This is a genomic window from Amycolatopsis sp. NPDC088138, from assembly GCF_044741685.1.
Lineage (GTDB): Bacteria > Actinomycetota > Actinomycetes > Mycobacteriales > Pseudonocardiaceae > Amycolatopsis.
Genome location: NZ_JBIUTB010000013.1, coordinates 24,018 through 41,977 on the forward strand (window position 1 = coordinate 24,018; position 17,960 = coordinate 41,977).

The 17,960-nt window shown below is 68.6% G+C and carries 7 protein-coding genes and 1 pseudogene; 3 read left to right on the forward strand and 5 right to left on the reverse strand.

What is annotated here, in order from left to right:
• Positions 1-396: 396 nt before the first annotated feature.
• From ACIOD2_RS49550 to ACIOD2_RS49560, 3 genes are read right to left on the reverse strand one after another with little or no spacing between them, the layout of a single operon-like run.
• On the reverse strand, positions 397-1,959 hold the full coding sequence (locus ACIOD2_RS49550) for a tetratricopeptide repeat protein (RefSeq protein ID WP_400553084.1): 1,563 nt from the start codon (positions 1,957-1,959) through the stop codon (positions 397-399).
• A complete protein-coding gene (locus ACIOD2_RS49555; RefSeq protein WP_400553085.1) occupies positions 1,887-4,370 on the reverse strand; it encodes a CHAT domain-containing protein in 2,484 nt (827 codons plus the stop codon). Before ACIOD2_RS49555 ends, ACIOD2_RS49550 begins: the two co-directional genes overlap by 73 nt.
• Positions 4,367-4,744 carry a hypothetical protein gene (locus ACIOD2_RS49560; RefSeq protein WP_400553086.1) on the reverse strand — a complete coding sequence of 126 codons (378 nt, stop codon included), beginning with the start codon at positions 4,742-4,744 and terminating at the stop codon, positions 4,367-4,369. The genes ACIOD2_RS49555 and ACIOD2_RS49560 overlap by 4 nt, the downstream gene beginning before the upstream one ends.
• 212 nt (positions 4,745-4,956) lie before the next feature.
• Here ACIOD2_RS49560 and ACIOD2_RS49565 point away from each other — a divergent pair, with 212 nt between their 5' ends.
• Positions 4,957-5,289 (forward strand): CU044_2847 family protein, encoded by a 333-nt coding sequence (locus tag ACIOD2_RS49565; protein ID WP_400553087.1) that lies wholly within the window; start codon positions 4,957-4,959, stop codon positions 5,287-5,289.
• A gap of 44 nt (positions 5,290-5,333) precedes the next feature.
• Complete coding sequence (locus tag ACIOD2_RS49570; RefSeq protein ID WP_400553088.1) at positions 5,334-8,984, forward strand: CHAT domain-containing protein; 3,651 nt, start codon at positions 5,334-5,336, stop codon at positions 8,982-8,984.
• Between the two features lie 147 nt (positions 8,985-9,131).
• Here the strand turns inward: ACIOD2_RS49570 and ACIOD2_RS49575 are convergent.
• Positions 9,132-11,214: pseudogene (locus tag ACIOD2_RS49575) on the reverse strand (error-prone DNA polymerase); the annotation flags it as partial.
• A 501-nt stretch (positions 11,215-11,715) separates the two neighbouring features.
• Positions 11,716-14,277, reverse strand: coding sequence for an ATP-binding protein (locus ACIOD2_RS49580; RefSeq protein ID WP_400553089.1), 2,562 nt, complete (start codon positions 14,275-14,277; stop codon positions 11,716-11,718).
• Between the two features lie 239 nt (positions 14,278-14,516).
• On the opposite strand from ACIOD2_RS49580, the gene ACIOD2_RS49585 reads away from it, so the two are divergent.
• Complete coding sequence (locus ACIOD2_RS49585; protein WP_400553090.1) at positions 14,517-17,945, forward strand: amino acid adenylation domain-containing protein; 3,429 nt, start codon at positions 14,517-14,519, stop codon at positions 17,943-17,945.
• The last annotated feature ends 15 nt before the right edge of the window (positions 17,946-17,960 follow it).

Sequence of the window (17,960 nt, forward strand, 5' to 3'; positions counted from 1 at the left end):
GGGCGACTTGGGGAGCCGGCCCGAATCGAACCGCTCGACCCGCACGGGGATCTCCGCCACTGGGTTGTTGCAGCATGGAAAGATGTGACAGGCCGCAAATGGTGACCGAACCGTCTTCGGTGCCCCCAATTGATCAGGGCGGCCGATTGATGAACAAGCTCGTCGTAGCGCTCTATCGAGTACCGACGAACCGAAACGTGCCGCTTAACTTGGGCTACATCTAGGACTTACGCAGACTCTATCAATTGCCCAGCGGATACAGCCCATGACTCCGGGTCTCGCGCGGCGCAACACCCGCTCATGCCGCTGATCGAGCGTCGCGACGTCCTCACATGCCGAATTGAGGACGTAGCGCATCGCTCATGCTCATTCGGAAGGTGGCGCTAGTTTGCTAGATCATCTCCCGGGAGAGATTGCCTCAGCTAGTTGATCTGGAATCGGCTTGTCTAGTCTGTTGAGGGCTTGTTGGACGGTGTGGTCGCTGACGTGTTCCCGCTCTGCGGCAATGAGCGCTAGGTCGGCGGGATCGAACTGGCCGGTCAGGTGGTGCCAGCTTGCGGCGGCGTCGATGGCCATGGCGAAGGCATCGTCATGGCGTTCGGTCTCCGCCAATAGTTTGCTCAACGATGTCGTAACCGCGGACGCACGCTGATGATCTCCGGCGTTGCAGTAGGCTTCGAGGGCCTGCTGGTAGTGGCGTTCGGCCTCCTCGAACCGCCCCTGCTCCTGCGCCACTACGCCGAGATTATGGTAGGCGTCTGCGGCGCCGTGCCGGTCCTTGAACTCCAGCTTCAGGTCGAGAGACTGCTGGTAGTGGCGTTCGGCCTCCTCGAACCGCCCCTGCTCCTGCGCTACCACGCCGAGCTGACCGTAGGTTATCGCGGCGGCGTGCCGGTCGTTGAACTCCAGGAACAGGTCGAGGGCCTGCTGGTAGTGGCGTTCGGCCTCCTCGCGCCTCCCCTGCTCCTGCGCCACTACGCCGAGATTATGGTAGGCGTCTGCGGCGGCGTGCCGGTCGTTGAACTCCAGCTTCAGGTCGAGAGACTGCTGGTAGTGGCGTTCGGCCTCCTCGAACCGCCCCTGCTTCTGCGCTACCACGCCGAGCTGACCGTAGGTTATCGCGGCGCTGTGCCGGTCGTTGAACTCCAGGGACAGGTCGAGGGCCTGCTGGTAGTGGCGTTCGGCCTCCTCGAACTGCCCCTGCTCCTGTGCCACCATGCCGAGATTATGGTAGGTGTCTGCGGCGCCGTGCCGGTCGTTGAACTCCAGGAACAAGTCGAGGGCCTGCTGGTAGTGGCGTTCGGCCTCCTCGCGCCTCCCCTGCTCCTGCGCCACTACGCCGAGCTGATGGTAAGTGCCCGCGGCGCCGTGCCGGTCCTTAAACTCCAGCTTCAGGTCGAGAGACTGCTGGTAGTGGCGTTCGGCCTCCTCGAACCGCCTCTGCTTCTGCGCCAGCAAGCCGAGCTGACCGTAGGTCATCGCGGCGCTGTGCCGGTCGTTGAACTCCAGGGACAGGTCGAGGGCCTGCTGGTAGTGGCGTTCGGCCTCCTCGAACCGCCTCTGTTCCTGTGCCACCACGCCGAGATGGTGGTAAGTGCTCACGGCGCCGTGCCGGTCGTTGAACTTCAGCCTTTGGCTGAGGGCCTGCTGGAGGTGCCGTTCGGCATCGGCAAACCGTCGCAGGTGCTGTGCTGCCATACCGGCGAGGTGTTCGAGTTCGGCGAGTTCGGTGGAATCGGGTGTGGTCTTGGTGATGGTCGTGATGATGTCGTTCATCGACTTCAGGCGGGCTCTGTGCTGCTGCGTCTGGTCGAGCAGTTCCTCGACGGCTCTGAGCGCGGGGAGCGCGGGGAGACCGTGGCCGGCGGCGTAGGCGCTCGCAGCGGTCAGATTGGCGTAGCTGGCGGCGGTGGCCGCTTGTCCAGTGCGTCGTTGCTCGGGTTCGGTGCCGGTGAGCATGCTGAGCAAAGCGGGTCCGAGCTGGGCATACAGTCGGTAGTGCGCGAGATCGGTGGCGTCTTTCCAGCGAGGGTGATCGCGGACTCGTTGCCGTAAGAAGTACGGCAAACGGGGACGATCTGAGCGAAGGGCCGGATATCAGGGTGAGGGATGGCTAGGCCGAGATCGGTCGTGGCGGCGAGTGCGGCGGGCAGGTCGAGCGGTCCCCAGGGATCGTCGTCGGGTTCGAGATCGGCGAGCAGACCCTGATAGTCGTTGATGATGTTCCCGCTGGGGATGGTGGTGGTGAAGGGGGCGAGGAGGAGCAGGGAATGTTGGAGGGCGGGGTCGAGTTTGCCGTGGCTGTATTCGATGGCGGCCTGGATCAACCCGGTGGGATCCGCCGTGTGACCGCCGGCAGTGAGTTCCTCCAGTACCGTGGCTGGTGGCGTAGTGGCCAGGGCGGGGAGGACGACTTCCAGCGGGAGGGGGTAGCCCTCGAGAAGTTTGATGATCCGGCTCAGAGCGTCGCGGTGCTGGTCGTCGTCGCGGTAGTGGGTGACGTTGTAGCGGTTCAGGATGCGGTCAGTTAGCGCGGACGCCGCTTGGGGATCCAGTCCGCCCAGCTGGTGGATGTTGTCGGCGAAGCTGTCCGCAGCGACCCAGGTTTCGGCTTCCCGGGATCCCCAGATGACCAGGGTGCGGCCGCCCCGCAGCCGCCGGATCCAGGCGCGCAACTGGTCGCGCTCGTCCTGGTTGAGGGCGTGCGGGATGGCGGCGGGGCCGGCGGTGATGGACTCGGCGTTGTCGATCACCAGCAGATGCCGCGACGCCCGCAACGCTTGCGCGACCTGGGCGCGGCCAGCGGTTTCCGATAGCGTGTTCCACCGCGCGAACTCGACCGGACCCCATAACTGCTGGGCGATAGCGCGGACGATCTGGTTCGCCGTCCAGGCCCGCTCCTCGAAGCTGAACGTGTAGACCTGATCGACAAGTCCGGTGCGCTGCCACCACCAGCCCACATGACGCAACAACGTGGATTTCCCAGCACCGGCCATACCCCGCACAAGCAGATGGTTGCGGGCGTCGTCAACGAGCAGGGCATGTTCGATCGCCTGGATGTCGAGGTCACGGCCGAGGAACCCGTACTCCGGCTCCGGTTCCCGATCGACCCGGTCCTGGCGAGAATAGAACGCTTCGGTTTCCGGACCGGTCATCTCCCTTAACTTCATCCGTACAGGTTGTTGCTGGAACACTACGGGCAGCACCCAGTCCTGCAGCGGCAGCGTCTGATCGAAATACCCACGCCGATCCGGGCTGTCGCGCAGGGCACGGCGCATGGCCTGCAGCGCCACATCCGGGTCTTCGTGCTCGACCAGCCGCCGATACAGCTGCGGCATCGCCAGCTCCGCAGCCGTCACCGTCACTGAGTACGCCATGCCGACCACGACCGGCACGCCGGCGTGCACCAATTGCTGGGCCAGCGCGGCCTCGGTTGCCGTTGACATCGCCGACTGGCACGCGTTCAGCACTGCCATCGGCACCCGATGCTCGGCCAGCAGACTCGCGATCTCCTCCGCCGACCGCGGGTCCGCAGTACCCGTGGCACCTGTCTCGAAGAACAAGAACCCGCGCTTACCCTCAAACTCCTCGCGGCCGGCGAACAGGTATTGGCCGTTCGCGTGTCCGGCGGCAATCGCTGCGTGGTCGGCGAAGGCGCCGTGCAGATCGAAGTGGATTAGCTGATACCAGCCCGTGCCATGCCGATCCCGCGTCACGGCCAGGTACTCACGTATCGCCTGCCAGGTGCCGGGTCGTACAAGGTCGATCCTGACCGGTAACGAAGACTGGTGTATCGCGTTCACCAACGGCCGCGAGACCGTCCGGTACCCCACATCGTGCGCACCATCCGGACGCGCCGTCACCACCAGGATGTTCAATGTCGGCTGCGCACCGGGCAGCGTGAACCGCACGGGGTTGCTGTCTACTCTTCGGGTCATCGGGACCCGCAGCGCCACCGGGGACTCCAACGCGGGGTCGACCAACGCTTCCCAATGCAACCGGTGCATCCTGGTGCCACCGGTCACCTCGATCCGGCACCCGTCGAACCCCCCCTTCCGGAATGTCCGGTACCCCTCGCCCGGCTCACCGGCAAACACTTGTTCAAACAGCTCGCGGCCGTACCGGTCGAGTAGCTTCACTGCCGCGGCGCGCTTGTCCCAATCCAGGAACGGGAACCGCAGATGCCGCTCGAAGTACCACGCCAGCAGCTGCTCATCTGCCTCTGACGCGGGGTCAACGACCTCGACTTCATACTCTGAGCCGTCCGGGTAGACCACCCGTACTACCAGCGACCCATCAGCCCGAGCCTGTTGCTCCCGCAGTTGGATCATCGCCGCGCGGTCCCTCGCATCCGCCACCGGAACCGTCATCGCGACCCGGTCGACGCCCGGACAATCACCAACGGCGCACCCTCAGCCGTCACTGTCGCCACCACTTCCCACTCCAGGCCAATCGTTGCTGGAGCAGCAGAGGGCAGGGCATCAGGCGGCCTGGCTGTCACTCCGTCGCGGGTCCGCAGCTTCGACACCACTCGCTTCACCACGTCATACACCGCGCTGCTCGCCAAGTTCACCGCCAGTGGAATGGCCACCCATTCCACCCACTCGAATCCGAACTCACCTCGGCCTGCTGGCCGCACCACCGCTTCCCCCAACTTCGCAGCCTCCACGTCAGCACTCCATGCCGACACAAACGCCGCAGGATTCATCCCAAGTTCAGGCTCAAACACCACCACAGCATCCACGCCAGCAAACCCTCAAATCCTGCGTCACCCAACATGACCGCTCCGCGGAAAGTCGCCAGCTCACGTGCACCCGTTACGCGCGCGCTGCCAACGCCCTGTCATGCCGAAGAGCGGATGCGGGTCGGTCATAGCGGCGAGCGGTGATGGGCACGTTGCGTAACAGTTCGGGTGGGGGAAGCGACTGTGTGCGGTAGCCGGAAGGAGGAGCCGTCGTGGCTGGTCAGGTGGTGCCGATGCGTTTCGGTGGGGTCGACGTGCTGGTGGCGGCGGTGTCGGTGGCGGGGACGGAGCCGACGTCGAAGTCGAGCAATGCCGGCGCAAAGGCGTTGGACGCGTTCACTCGAGCACATGAGGTGATCGTGGGCGCGGCGGCTTCCACGGTTGAGGTGCTGGGCAAGCTGGCGGCGGAGGCGACACGTCCGGCGAAGCTGGAAGTCGAGTTCGGCCTGGGGTTTTCGGCCAAAGGCAATGTGATCGTCGCGGGCGGGTCGGTGGATGCGACGTTGAAGGTGAAACTGACCTACGAGCCCCAGGACGCGGAGTAGTCCGGTGCCGAAGGAACCCCCGCATTCCCGCCTATCTGGGCCGGGTGCTCACGGACGCGGGCGAAGCGTTCGGCACGTGCTTCCAGGTGTCGCCGGGTGTCGTGGTTACGGCGTGGCACGTCCTGGACGGTCTCGGCCGCAGTGCTGAACACGACAGCGTCAGCGTCGACCCGCTCAACGGCGTGAGCGAGCCCACTGCGGCAGAAGTCATCCGGATCGATCCGCTGCACGATCTGGCCGTGCTGCGGCTGGCGCAGCCGTTGTCCGGGTCGGCGGCCGGGTGGTTCGCGACCGACTGGGCGCCGCTAAACGATCCGGTCGTGGTCACTGGGGTCGTCGAGGTGAACGACCCAGGACACGAGTACGGGCACCTCGACGCACCCGGGCGCTGGGCGGGTGGGACGACCCGGGACCGGCAGGTGCCGCTGGGGCGGTTGTCGGCGAAGGACGTCATGAAGGGCATGAGCGGCGCCCCGGTCCGCCGGATCTCCGACGACCGGGTGGTCGGGGTCGTGTCGGCGCGCTACAACGCGGCGGATGGCTGGTTGCAGCATTCGGTGTGGGCGGCCCGCACCGAAGATGTCGAGAACCTTCTCGCCGGCATTGCTGCCGTGTCGGCGGAGGGTGCGCCGGATCTGGGCGAAGCTGTGGACTTGATCCTGTCGGTGACGGAAACCGAGGTACAGCTGACGGGCCCTGGTACCAAAGTCGCCGCACCGCATCGCGGAATCAACCTCGGGCTGGCTGCGGCGCTGGGGGACGTGCGCCGGGCCCGGGCCCGCGTCGGTGCCGCGGGCCGCACGATCGCGCCCGATACAGAACGAGCCACATCGGCCGGAGCGGTGTCGCTGCGCCGAGCCGGGCGGTTGCTGGCGGAGTCGTTCCTGCCTGCGTCGGTCGCGGACGCGCTGGCGCGAATGCTGCGGCGCGCCACGGCAGAACACGTCCCTGTACGCATCGGTGTCGATGCGCCGGGCTGGCCGGGACTGCCGTGGGAGGCGCTGCCGGACCCTGTGTCGTTGCGGCCGCTGGCCTTGTGCCCGCTGGTCATCGTGTTCCGTCTGGTGCAGGCACCGAAAGTTCGCAAGATTCCGGCGCCATTGCGGATCCTCGTCGCGATTTCCGCCCCGGAACGCGGCGGTGGCCCGGAGCTCGATTATGAACGCGAACTTCGCAACGTGGTCGCTGCGGTCCGCGGTGCCCGCGCCGGGGATGCAGACGTGCGGGTGGTGCCGTTCGCGACGACGGCCGCGATCCGCGCCGCGCTGGACGAGGCGCCGGCGCACGTTCTGCACCTGTCGTGCCATGGTGGTCCCGGGGTGCTCGATCTGGAAGACGAGGACGGTTCGGCACGGGCTGTGACCGCGGAACAGCTGGTGGAGGAAGCCATCCCGCCGGGGATGATGCCACCGGTGATCTGCCTGGCAGCCTGCTACACCGACGTTCCCGGCGAGGAGGGGGCGCCGTCGCTGGCGGCGAGCCTGGTGGGGCACGGGGCGAGCGTGGCGATCGGGACCGAAACCTCGGTGGCCGACTGGTACGCCACCGCCCTGTTCGCACGCGTCTACCAAGAACTCGCCCAGTCCTCGATCCCGGACGTGATCGCCGCCGTCGCCGACGCCCGCCGGATCGTGCAGCTGCAGCTCGCAGCTTCGGACCATCCGCGAGAGAGCAAGCTGGCGGAGCTGGACGAATGGAGCGTCGTCACCGTCCTGGCCGGCTCCGGCTCGACGCCCGTGTTCGACCCGGCACAGCGCGAGCCCCTGCGCGAGCGGGAGAGCACGTCGGTGGCGGGGTTGTCGTGGTGTGGGCACGGCAACTTCGTCGGCCGCCGCCACGAGCAGCGAGCCTTACCGGCCGCACTGGCCGGACCGTCGGTCAGCGGGGTTGTCCTGCACGGCATCGGCGGCGTGGGGAAGACGACCTTGGCCGCCGAGCTGCTGCAGCACCTGCGGTTCCCTGTGAAAGCGGTCTGCCTACGCGAACTGTCGGTGGATGTCGTACTCACCGAGGTGACGAGTGCGCTCCGCCGTCACCTGGCCATGCAACAGGGCGGCTATGACAAGCTGCTGCGGGCTGTCGGCTACGCCAGCCAGGTCAGCGAGCCGTGGTGGGATCGGTTCGCCGTCTTGCGTGAGCAGGTTCTCATCCGGCTGCCGGTGTTGCTGGTGCTCGACAACTTCGAGGACAACCTCACCGACCGCCGGCTCGGCGACGACGCGCTCGCGGAGCTGCTGGCGCGCTGGGCAACGGATCCGGGTGGGAGCCGGTTGCTGATCACTTCCCGTTACGAGTTCACCCTGCCGGGCGACGCACACCGGCATCTGCGGTCTTCGCTGGTCGGGCCGATGTCGATGGCCGAGACGTTCAAGCTGATCTGGTCGCTGCCGGCGCTGGACCAGCTGGACGATGAAGACCTCGGGAAGGTGTGGCGGCTGGTCGGCGGGCATCCCCGCAGCCTCGAATACCTCGATGCCCTCCTCGACCACGGGCACGCCCGCTACCACGACGTCACCGCACGCCTCTCCGAAGCGATCCAAGCCCATCCTGATGCGCAGGCTGTCGAGACTGCTGACACTCTCGACGCTGCACTGGCGCAGACGGTGACGCTGATTGCTGATGACGTCCTGCTCGACGCTCTCGTGAGCACTCTCGAGCAGCACCCCGGTGCACGCGAACTGCTGCTCGGCGCGGCCGTCTACCGGGAACCGGTGGGCCTTGATGCGCTGCTGTTCCAGATCGGCGACGTCGACGAGAGCGCCGCACACATGCCGGATCGCCAAGACGCGCAGCAACGCATCCTGGCCGTGCTCGAACAACACCACATCCCGCCGACCAACATCGATATCGGCGAGCTGCCAGCTCAGGTCCTGGTTCAGATTCAATCCGACCTTGAAGAGCTCTCAGCTGTGCCGACGCCGCCACGGTCAACCTCATACGACCTTGGCGACCTCGTCGCGGAGCTGGTAGCGACCAGTCTGCTGGCCGTGGACTCCGAGGCCGGAACGGTGTTCGTGCATCGCTGGACCGCCTCCGCCCTCGACCGCCGCTCCCACGACGACGAGCTGCAGCAAGGACACCGCCAGGCCGCCGAATATTGGAACTGGCGCATCAAGGTCTGGCCTCAAGGCCACGACGCGAACCTGCACGACGCGCTGGAAGCGCGCCACCACCTCATCGCAGGCAACCAACTCGACGACGCAGAAGCGATCAGTCGTGCGATCGCCAGCCGACTTCATGTCGTGGGCGCCTGGGACCACGAGCTGACGCTCATCCAGCACACACTCGCTGTCCTGGCAAGCACACCAGCACAACAAGCACCGTGGCAACATCGGCTCGGCATGATCGCCCAGGACCGGGGTGACTACACCGAAGCCGAACGCCGCTACACCGACTCCCTCACCATCAACGAAGAACTCGGCAACCGCGCCAGCACGGCGCGCACAGTCAGTCAGCTTGGAACTCTCCTTGAAGCGATGAACGACCATGTTGGTGCTGTCGCACGTCACGCGCACGCCGCCTACTTGCGCGTTCAACTGCAGCTGCACGAGAAGGTTTTTGATCTGTGGCGACTTCAGTCCCTGCGCGATGTTGTGGGAGCACAACGATTTGACGAGGCAGTGCGAGGAGCTATCGGCGAAAACGCAGCTTCTACACTCGCGACTGTTCTGGGAAGCGGCGGGGCCAAAGAATAGCCGCTCAACAACCTCGCCGACGTACTACTTTCAGTAGCTTGACTATCTACTCGAACCGCTACACCGACGTCCGCTCATGCCGCTGGCCGCGCGCCGTCACGCCCGTCAGCGCACAGTTAGCAGCCAGCCATGCGGCGGGTATTGCGGTCATCGGAAGTCTCGGGATGGCGCGGTGACCATGGATAAGTCGATGGCCTCGAGGCGGTCGGCCAGGAGGGTCACGACGCCTTCGGCGGTTTGGACGCGGCCGCGGATCAGCAGCGCTGAGCTGGTACGGGCGATGAGGCGCTGCCGTTGCCAAAGCCCGGGCGAGACGAGGATGTTGGCCATACCGGTCTCATCCTCGAGGTTGAGGAAGGTGATGCCGCCAGCGGTGGCGGGCCGCTGGCGGTGGGTGACAGCGCCCCCGACCCAGACCCGTGTCCCGTCCTCGGCGTGTGCCAGCTGGGCGGCGGTCAGCGCGCCCCGCTTGTTGAGGTATTCGCGCAAGTACTCGACCGGGTTGCTGTCCGGCGAGACGCTGGTGGCCCACAGGTCGGCTGCGGTGACCTCGAACCGGGTCATCCCGGGCAGGGCGGGTGCGTCCAGGCCTGGTGCGAGGCCGGGCAGGTGTGCGGGCCGGGTTGTCGCCGCGGCACCGGCGGCCCACAGGGCCTGGCGGCGGTCGGGGCCGAATCGGGTGAAGGTGCCGGCGGTGGCGAGTGCTACGGCGGCGGTTTTCTTCAGCTGGATCCGGCCGGTCAGGTCGCCGATGCTGGTGTACGGACCGTGCGCCTGGCGCTCGGAGACGATCGCGTCAGCGACGTCGGCACCGACGTGGCGGACCGCGGCCAACCCCAAGCGGATCGCGACGCCGCCGGTGCTGTCCGGTTCGGGTTCGAGGGTGGCGTGGGCGAGGCTGGCGTTGATGTCGGGTTCCCGCACCAGGACGCCGTGGCGGCGGGCGTCGGCGACCAGTGACTGCGGGCTGTAGAACCCCATCGGCTGGGCGCGTAGTAGGCCGGCGCAGAACGCGGCCGGGTAGTAGCGCTTGAACCACGCCGACGTGTAGACCAGCAGCGCGAAGCTCATGGAGTGGGCCTCAGGGAAGCCGTAGCCGGAGAAGGCGTGGATCTGTTCGAAGATCCGCGTCGCTAACTCCCGGTCGAGGCCGTTGGCGGCGCAGCCGTCGAAGAACCGCGCCATCAGGGCCTTCATCTTCGCGCTCGAGCGTTTGGCGCCCATGGCGCGGCTGGTCGGCTTCGGCGCCGGTGAAGGGGGCGACGTCGACGGTCATCTGCATGACCTGCTCCTGGAACAGCGGCACCCCGAGTGTCCGGTCCAGGGAGCCGGCGAGCAGCGGGTGGGCGTGCTGCCACTGCTCCTCTCCGCGTCGGCGCCGGATGTAGGGGTGTACCGACCCGCCCTGGATCAGGCCGGGGCGGATGAGCGCGACTTCGACGACGAGGTCGTAGAACGTCCGCGGCCGCAGGCGGGGCAGAGTGGCAAGCTGGGCTCGGGACTCGACCTGGGACACGCCGACCGCGTCGGCTGCGCAGAGCATGTCGTAGACGGCCGGGTCGGCTGGGTCGAGTTTGCCGATGTCCACGACGGTGTCGTGGTGTTCGGTGACGAGGTCGATCATGTAATGCAGTGCCGAGAGCATGCCGAGGCCGAGCAGGTCGAACTTGACCAGTCCGACGGTGGCGCAGTCGTCCTTGTCCCACTGCAGGATCGACCGGTCGGCCATGGTCGCCCATTCGACTGGGACGATTTCCGACACCGGCTGCTTGGAGATCACCATGCCGCCGGAGTGGATGCCGAGGTGGCGGGGGAAGTCTTCGATCCGGCCGGCCAGGTCGAGGATGTCGGCGGGGATCTCGCCGGCCGTCTGTTGCTTCGTTGCGGCGACGCCGCCCCAGCGGTCGACGAGCTTGCCGTAGGCGTCCTGCTGGCCGGGGCTGTGTCCGAGGGCTTTCGCGGCGTCGCGGACCGCGGATGGGGCGCGGTAGGTGATGACGTTGGCGACCTGGGCGGCGTGAAACCGGCCGTGCTTGGCGTAGACGTACTGGATGGCTTCTTCGCGGCGGTCGGACTCGATGTCGATGTCCGGCGGTCCGTCCCGCTCCGGCGCCAGGAAGCGTTCGAACAGCAGGTTCCACTTGACCGGGTCGGCGTGGCAGATGCCGAGGGCGTAGCAGACGGCGGAGTTGGCGGCGGATCCGCGGCCTTGGCAGAGGATGTTGGCTTCTCATCGAGGAACAGATCGCACGACCACGCCGATACTTCGTGCTGGAGCGATCGACCGAGTCCGGCACCAGGTACCTGTTTCCCGGTCACCCGCCTCACCTGCCGCGCAGCGCAAGCAGCATCTGCCACCTCCTGCGCAGACACCATCTGCCCGTCGCACCAGCCCGGAACACCGCCATGCTCGAAGCGGCCACCACGCTCCCGCCCAATCGTGCTCAGCGACCTGTTCGGCATCAGCACCACCACCGCCAACGCGTGGGCCAACTACACCCAGACGAACTGGGCGGACTTCCCGACAGCACAAGAAACTGCAGCTTCGAATGGTCACTTCGTCAGGCGGGGGTCGGCTGGGAGAGGAGTTATCGATGATCGTGCTGTGGTCCCTACCGAGCGGCTCGCCGACCGATGCGATCAGGGCCGTCGAGGGTGTTCTCCGCTTCGGTCCAAAGCGCCGTACGCGCGCTCAGCTGCTGATCATGAACTTTGAGCGACGCCGGGCCGCTCAATTCTCTCTCCCGGCGGGGCACGGCTCCCGGTGGTCGGCGACGATGCCGAGCCGGCGGGCGGCGGCTGCGGCTTGGCGGCGGGAATCGACGGCGAGTTTGGCCAGGATCGCGGCTACGTGGTGGTCGACCGTGCGTACCGACAGCATCAGCCGTGCCGCTATGTCGACGTTGCGCAGGCCTTCGGCGAGAAGAGCGAGCACCTCCAGCTGCCGCGCGGTCAGGTTGGCCGGGTTGGCCACCGTGGCCGGGCGGGGCCCACGGGGTACTCGCAGACCGCCGAGCCGCCGCAACCGGTGCCGCAACCGGCGGGCGGCCGCTTTGGCACCGAGCCGGTCGAACGTCTCCAGTGCGCGCAAGGTCGCGGCGCCGTCTCCGCCGCAGGCCAAGGCCTCGGCCTCCTCGTACGGACAGCTCAGCTCCCTCCAGACTTCCGCGGCGTCGCGCCAATTCCCGGTGAGCAGCAGCCGGTAGGGCTCCGCGTACCAATCGGAGACCGGGGGTGTCGCGCCGGCGCGGCGCAGCCACCACGCCAGCTCGCCCGCGTACCAGGGATGGCCGACCCGGTGCGCCAGCTCGAAAGCGGCGGTCAGCTCGGCCGTGTCCGGGTTCCCTCCGCGCCCCAGCCACGCGTGTTCGGCCTGGGCGGCGGCGACCAGCGCGATCCCCTGCACCTCGCCCATCTTCCAGGCCGGGACGGCCGCCTCCCGCAGCAGTCCGGTCGCGGACGCCTGGCCGCGCCGTGCTTGCAGCCGCCCCAGCGCGCACAACGCCGGAAGCACGATCGGGCCGGACGGCCGAGGCGTTACCAGTACGGCAAGCGCGTCTTCTTCCGCGCCGGTCCAGTCACCGTGGCCCAGCCGCTGCCACGAGCGAAGCGAGAGCAACTGTGCCACGATGCCCGGCAGTTCGTGGCCGGTGGCGAAGCCGAACGCCCGGTCGAGGTCCGCCGGTCCCTGCCGGGGGTCGTGGCGCGCGACGCCGTCGGCCGCGAGGTTCACCCACGCGCGCGCGGCGTCCTCGATCAGCCCGTGCTCCTGCGCGAGCGCGTGGCCCTGGTTCAGATCACGACGTCCGGCGGCGTCACCGGCCGCGAGCCGTGCGGTACCGAGGTCGATCAGCGCGGGAGCCAGACTCACCGGATCGTCGAGCCGGGTCGCCATCCGCATCGCTTTCCGGCCGAACGCGATCGCGGTCGCCGGGGCGTGCGCGAGCACGTCGAGCTGCGCAAGATTGCCGTACGCCAGCGCGAGTTGCGGGCCGTCGCCGCCGGGTTCCAGTGTCTCGACTGCGCGGCTCGCGGCCGCCTCCGCCCGCTCGCGGCGGCCGGTCCACCAGTACAGGCGGGACAGCAGGCGCAGGTTCTCTCCCACTTTCTCCTGCTGGCCGGCCGTTTCCCGCATGGCTAGCGCCGTTTGCCGTGCTGCCACGGCCTGTTCGGCCTCACCGGCGAGCAACAGGTGCAGCGCGAACGACTCGAACAGTTCGGCACGGTGCTGCTCGGGCATCCGGACCGCCGCCCGCGCATACCGCAGGACCGCGGCCGTGTCGCCGCACTCCCCGGCGTGGTGTACCAGCCGCGCCGGGTTCACCTCCCGGCCGGACGGCCGGGACGTGAGCACGCCGAGAACTCGGCGGTTGAGCTCGCGCCGGGCGAAGGCGGGCAGCGCGTCGTGCACCGTGCGGCGCAGCAGTTCGTGCCGGAACCGGATCCGGCCGCCGATGCTCGACAGCAAACCGGCGCACAGGCACTCCTCGAGTACCGCGGGGCCGGCCGGCCCCGCGCCTTCGAGCAGCCATGGTTCGGCCCCGTCCGGGCTGATCGCCACGAGACGGACGGCATCCCGGGCCGCCGCGCTCAGGCCGGCCAGCCTCGCCCGGATCAGCGCGCGGACCCCGGGCGGCGCGTCCATCGCGCTCCCGGCGGCGAGCAGTTCGGTGATCAGCAGCGGATTCCCGCCGGTGAGCCGGTACAACTCGGCGCCGTCGTAGCCGGCCGGGTGGCTCAGCGCGCTGACCGCGCACCGGGACAGCGGCGGCAACCGCAGGTAGGACACGCGCTCCGAGGGCAGGCTGGCCAGCACCGCGTGCAGCGGATGGGGCACCCCCAGCTCGTCGTCGCGGTAGGTCAACACGATCAGCGCCGACGTGCGATCGAGCCGCCGGCCGAGGAACGCCAGCAGGTCAAGGGTGGCGTCGTCGGCCCAATGGACGTCTTCGAACACGACGACGATCCGCCGGTGAGCACGCTCGAGAACGCCCAGGAACGCGGCGAACACCTCGGCTCGGTCGTCGAAGGCCGGCATGGCCACGAGCCCGGCACCGATCTGGGCGTTGATATCGTGAAGCGGCCCCAGAGGGCGTGACAGTGCCAGCGGATCGCACAGCCCGACGAGGACCTCCGCCCGGCCCTCCTGCCGCCGGGCGAACGAGCGCACCAAAGCCGACTTCCCGCTCCCGGCCTCGCCGGTCACCAGCGCGACCCGTCCCCTCGGCGGATCTTCAGCCACCGCGTGATCAAGCTCGGCCAGCAGCGTGCCGCGCTCCAGCAGTTCGCTCACGAAGCCCCCTAGGTTCGTGCGGCAACTCGCGCCGGAAACCCCTCCTCGGCGCACCTCCACCTTTCCCCGGTCCGTCGACAACTCGTCGACAGCCTTCCCGCATCGGCGGGTCCGTCCGCTCAAGATGGGCAACCAGGCGGCCAAACCGGGCAGTGTTCACCGATCCCGCGTCCGGCGACCCGCGAAACACTTCGGTTTCGGCGACCAATGAAGAAGAACCGGAAGATGGGTGTCCCCGAATGCGGTTCCTCCACGATCTGCTCACTGTCCAGGCACAGGAAAGGCCGCACGGGACAGCGGCGGTCCACCACGGCGACTCGAGCACGTTCGGCCAGGTCGACACCGCGGCGACCCGGGTCGCCGCGGGGCTGGCCGCTCGGGGGGTGCGCCCGGGCGAGCGCGTCGGCCTGCACCTGGACCGCTCGCTGAACCTGCTGCCCGCACTCTTCGGGTTGCTCCGGGCCGGCGCGGTCTGTGTGCCCGTCGACCCGGACGACCCTCCCGCGCGGCGGTCCGCGATCCTGGAGTTCTCCCAGGTCGGCCTGGTACTGACCGAACGCGCGCTGCTCGGCGCTCCCTACCCGGCGGGCACGCGCACGGTGGCGGTGGAGGACCTGCTCGACGACGACACCGGTCACGACCGGGTGGACCTGCCGGCGGACGCGCTCGCCTTCGTCTTCTACACCTCCGGTTCCACCGGCGTGCCCAAGGGCGTGATGCTCACGCACCGGGCGCTGCTCAGCGGCCAGCAGTGGCTCCAGCGAAGGTTCCCGCTGCCGCCCGGCGACCGGCACCTGCTGCGCACGACGCTCAGTGTCACCAACCTGGTTCGCGAAGTGTTCTGGCCGATGCTGTCCGGCGGGACCACGGTCATCGTGCCGCCCGGCGAGCACAAGGACCCGGACCGGCTGGTCGAGCTGATCACCGGCGCCGCGGTGACCACGGTGATGGTGGTGCCGGCGTTGCTGTCCGGAATGCTGGACAGTCCGGGCTTCGCGGCGAACACCTCGCTCCGGCACGTGTTCTGCAGCAGTGACGCGATGCCGGGCGAGCTTCCGGAAAAGTACTTCGCCACCGGCTTGCCCGCTCGGCTCTACAACATCTACGGGCTCACCGAAGCGCTCTACGGGGCCTGCTGGGAATGCCTGCCCGGTGCGGCGTACGAGGGCTTCGTCCCGATCGGCTTCCCGGCCGAGCTCGACCCGGTGGTGCTCGATGCGGACCTGCGCCCCGTCGCCGACGGACGGACCGGCGAGCTGTGCCTGTCCGGTGCCGGCATCGCCGAGGGCTACGACCGGTTGCCCGAGCTGACCGCGGCGAAGTTCGCCGACACCGCCGCGGGCCGGGTGTTCCGCACCGGTGATCTGAGCCGGCGCGCCGGCGACGGCTCGTTCGAGCTGCTCGGCCGGATCGACGACCAGGTCAAGATCGCGGGCTACCGGGTGGAACTGGGCGAGGTGGAGGCCCGGCTCAAGGAGGTGCCGGGCATTACCGGCGCGGTCGTGTCCGGTCGCCGCGGGGTCGGCGGGCACCAGCGGCTCGTCGCCCACCTCACCTGCGCGGACCCGCCGCCCAGCGCCGCCGGCATCCGCGGGCACCTGGCCGGGAACCTGCCCGAGTACATGATCCCGGCATCGTTCTCGGTGCTCGACGCACTGCCGCTGACCCACAACGGCAAGGTGGACCGGCGGGCCATCGGAGAGCTGGCGGGAGCCCGCCTCGAACTCGCCGAGGACCACACCCCACCCCGCACCGAGCTGGAAGCCGAGCTGTGCCGGTTGTGGGCCGAGGTCCTTTCGCTGCCCGGAGTCGGGGTGCACGACAACTTCCTGGCCCTCGGCGGCGACTCCATCCAGGGCTTCATGATCAGCGCGCGCGCCGACCGGGACGGGCTCGGGCTGACCGCGACGCAGGTCTTCGCCACCCCGACCGTCGCGGAGCTGGCGTCGCGCATCGAGGAGCTGCGTCGCACGGGTGCCGGGCGACCCGCTTTCGTACCGGCCGCCTTCGCCGTCGCGCCCGGGGACCAAGCCGCGCTGGACGGCGGCGCGCACGACCTGCGCGGCGTCCAGAAGGTGTACCCGCTGACCGAGATGCAGACGGGCATGATGTTCCACTCCCTGCTCGATCCGGAGTCCGCGGTCTACGTGGAGCAGTTCCTCTTCGCCCTCGACGGTGAGCTCGACCCGGAGGCCTACGGGCGGGCCTGGCAGCGGGTGGTGGACCGGCACGAGATCCTGCGCGTCCGGATCGCCACCGAGGGGCCGGCCGAGCCGGTGCAGGTGGTGCAGCGGCACGCCGAAGTGGAGTGGACCGTACTGGACTGGGCCGGTGACACCTCGGACGACCAGCGCGCCGAGCTCGTGGCCTACCTGTCCGACGACCGGCAGCGTGGCTTCGCGTTCGAGCGGGCTCCGCTGTTCCGGCTGACCCTGGTCCGGGTCGGCGAAGCGCGCCACCGGCTCGTGCTGAGCTACCACCACCTCATCCTCGACGTGTGGTCGTTGTTCCTGATGCTGCGTGACTCCCTGGAGTTCTACCGCGCCGAGCGCGCCGGAGAAGCACCCGCGCTGCCGCCGACCCGTCCGTTCGGCGACTACGTGTCCTTCGTCGGCCAGCAGGACACCGCCCCGGCGCGCGAGTACTGGCTCGACCAGCTCAGCGGGTTCAACGGCCCGACCGCCATCGGCCGGGCGGTGCAACGGGGGTTGTCCGCGAGCGGGCACGACCTGCACGCCGCGGCCACCTTCCCGATGAGCGAGGATCTGACCGAACGGCTGATCGCCTACGGCCGCGCCCACCAGCTGACGCTCAATTCGCTGGTGCAGGCCGCGTGGGCCGCGGTGATCGGCGGGATCAGCGGCCGGAACGACGTCTGCTTCGGCATGACCGTCACGCACCGCCCGGTGGCGCTGGCCGGGGTCGAGGAGATGGTCGGCATCCTCGTGAACATCCTGCCGATGCGCTTGTCGCTGGACGCCGACCAGCCATTGGAGCACTGGCTGCGGCGGGTGCAGCGGACCCAGATCACCGCGCGCGCCAACGACAACTACCCGCTGCCGCTCATCCAGCAGAACCCCGGACTGCCCAGCGGCCACCCGCTGTTCGAGTCACTGCTGATCTTCGAGAACATCCCGCACGGCATCGGCTGGGACGAACTCGGCGGCGTGCGGGTGCGGCACGAGGAGAACTTCGGCTGGACCAACTACCCGTTCACCGCGGGGGTGACGGCGGTCGGCCGGCTGTCCTTCCAAGTCGAGTACGACCTGGCCTACTTCGACGCCGAATCGGTGAACCGGGTGATGACCGCGCTGAGCGAGGTCCTCGGCGCGATCAGCCTGGCCACCGGCACCGATTCGGTCGGCAAACTCGTCGGCTCGGTCGACCGCACCCCGGGCTGGGCGGCACCCGCCCCCGCGCCCGCCCTGGTACGGGACGGCGTCGAGGCGGCGGTGCCGGAGACGGCCCGGGAGGCCGAACTGGCCGGCGTCGTGGCCCAGGTGCTCGGGCTGGACCGGGTCGACGCGCGGACGCCCTTCCTCGAGCTGGGCGGCAGTTCGCTCGCGGCACTGAAAGTGGTGGCCCTGGCGAAGGAGAAGGGCTTCACCATCGCGCTGCGGGACCTGTTCGGCAGCGAGGGCACGGTACGCCGCTTGGCGACCGGTTAGCCGGCACGTCGACGG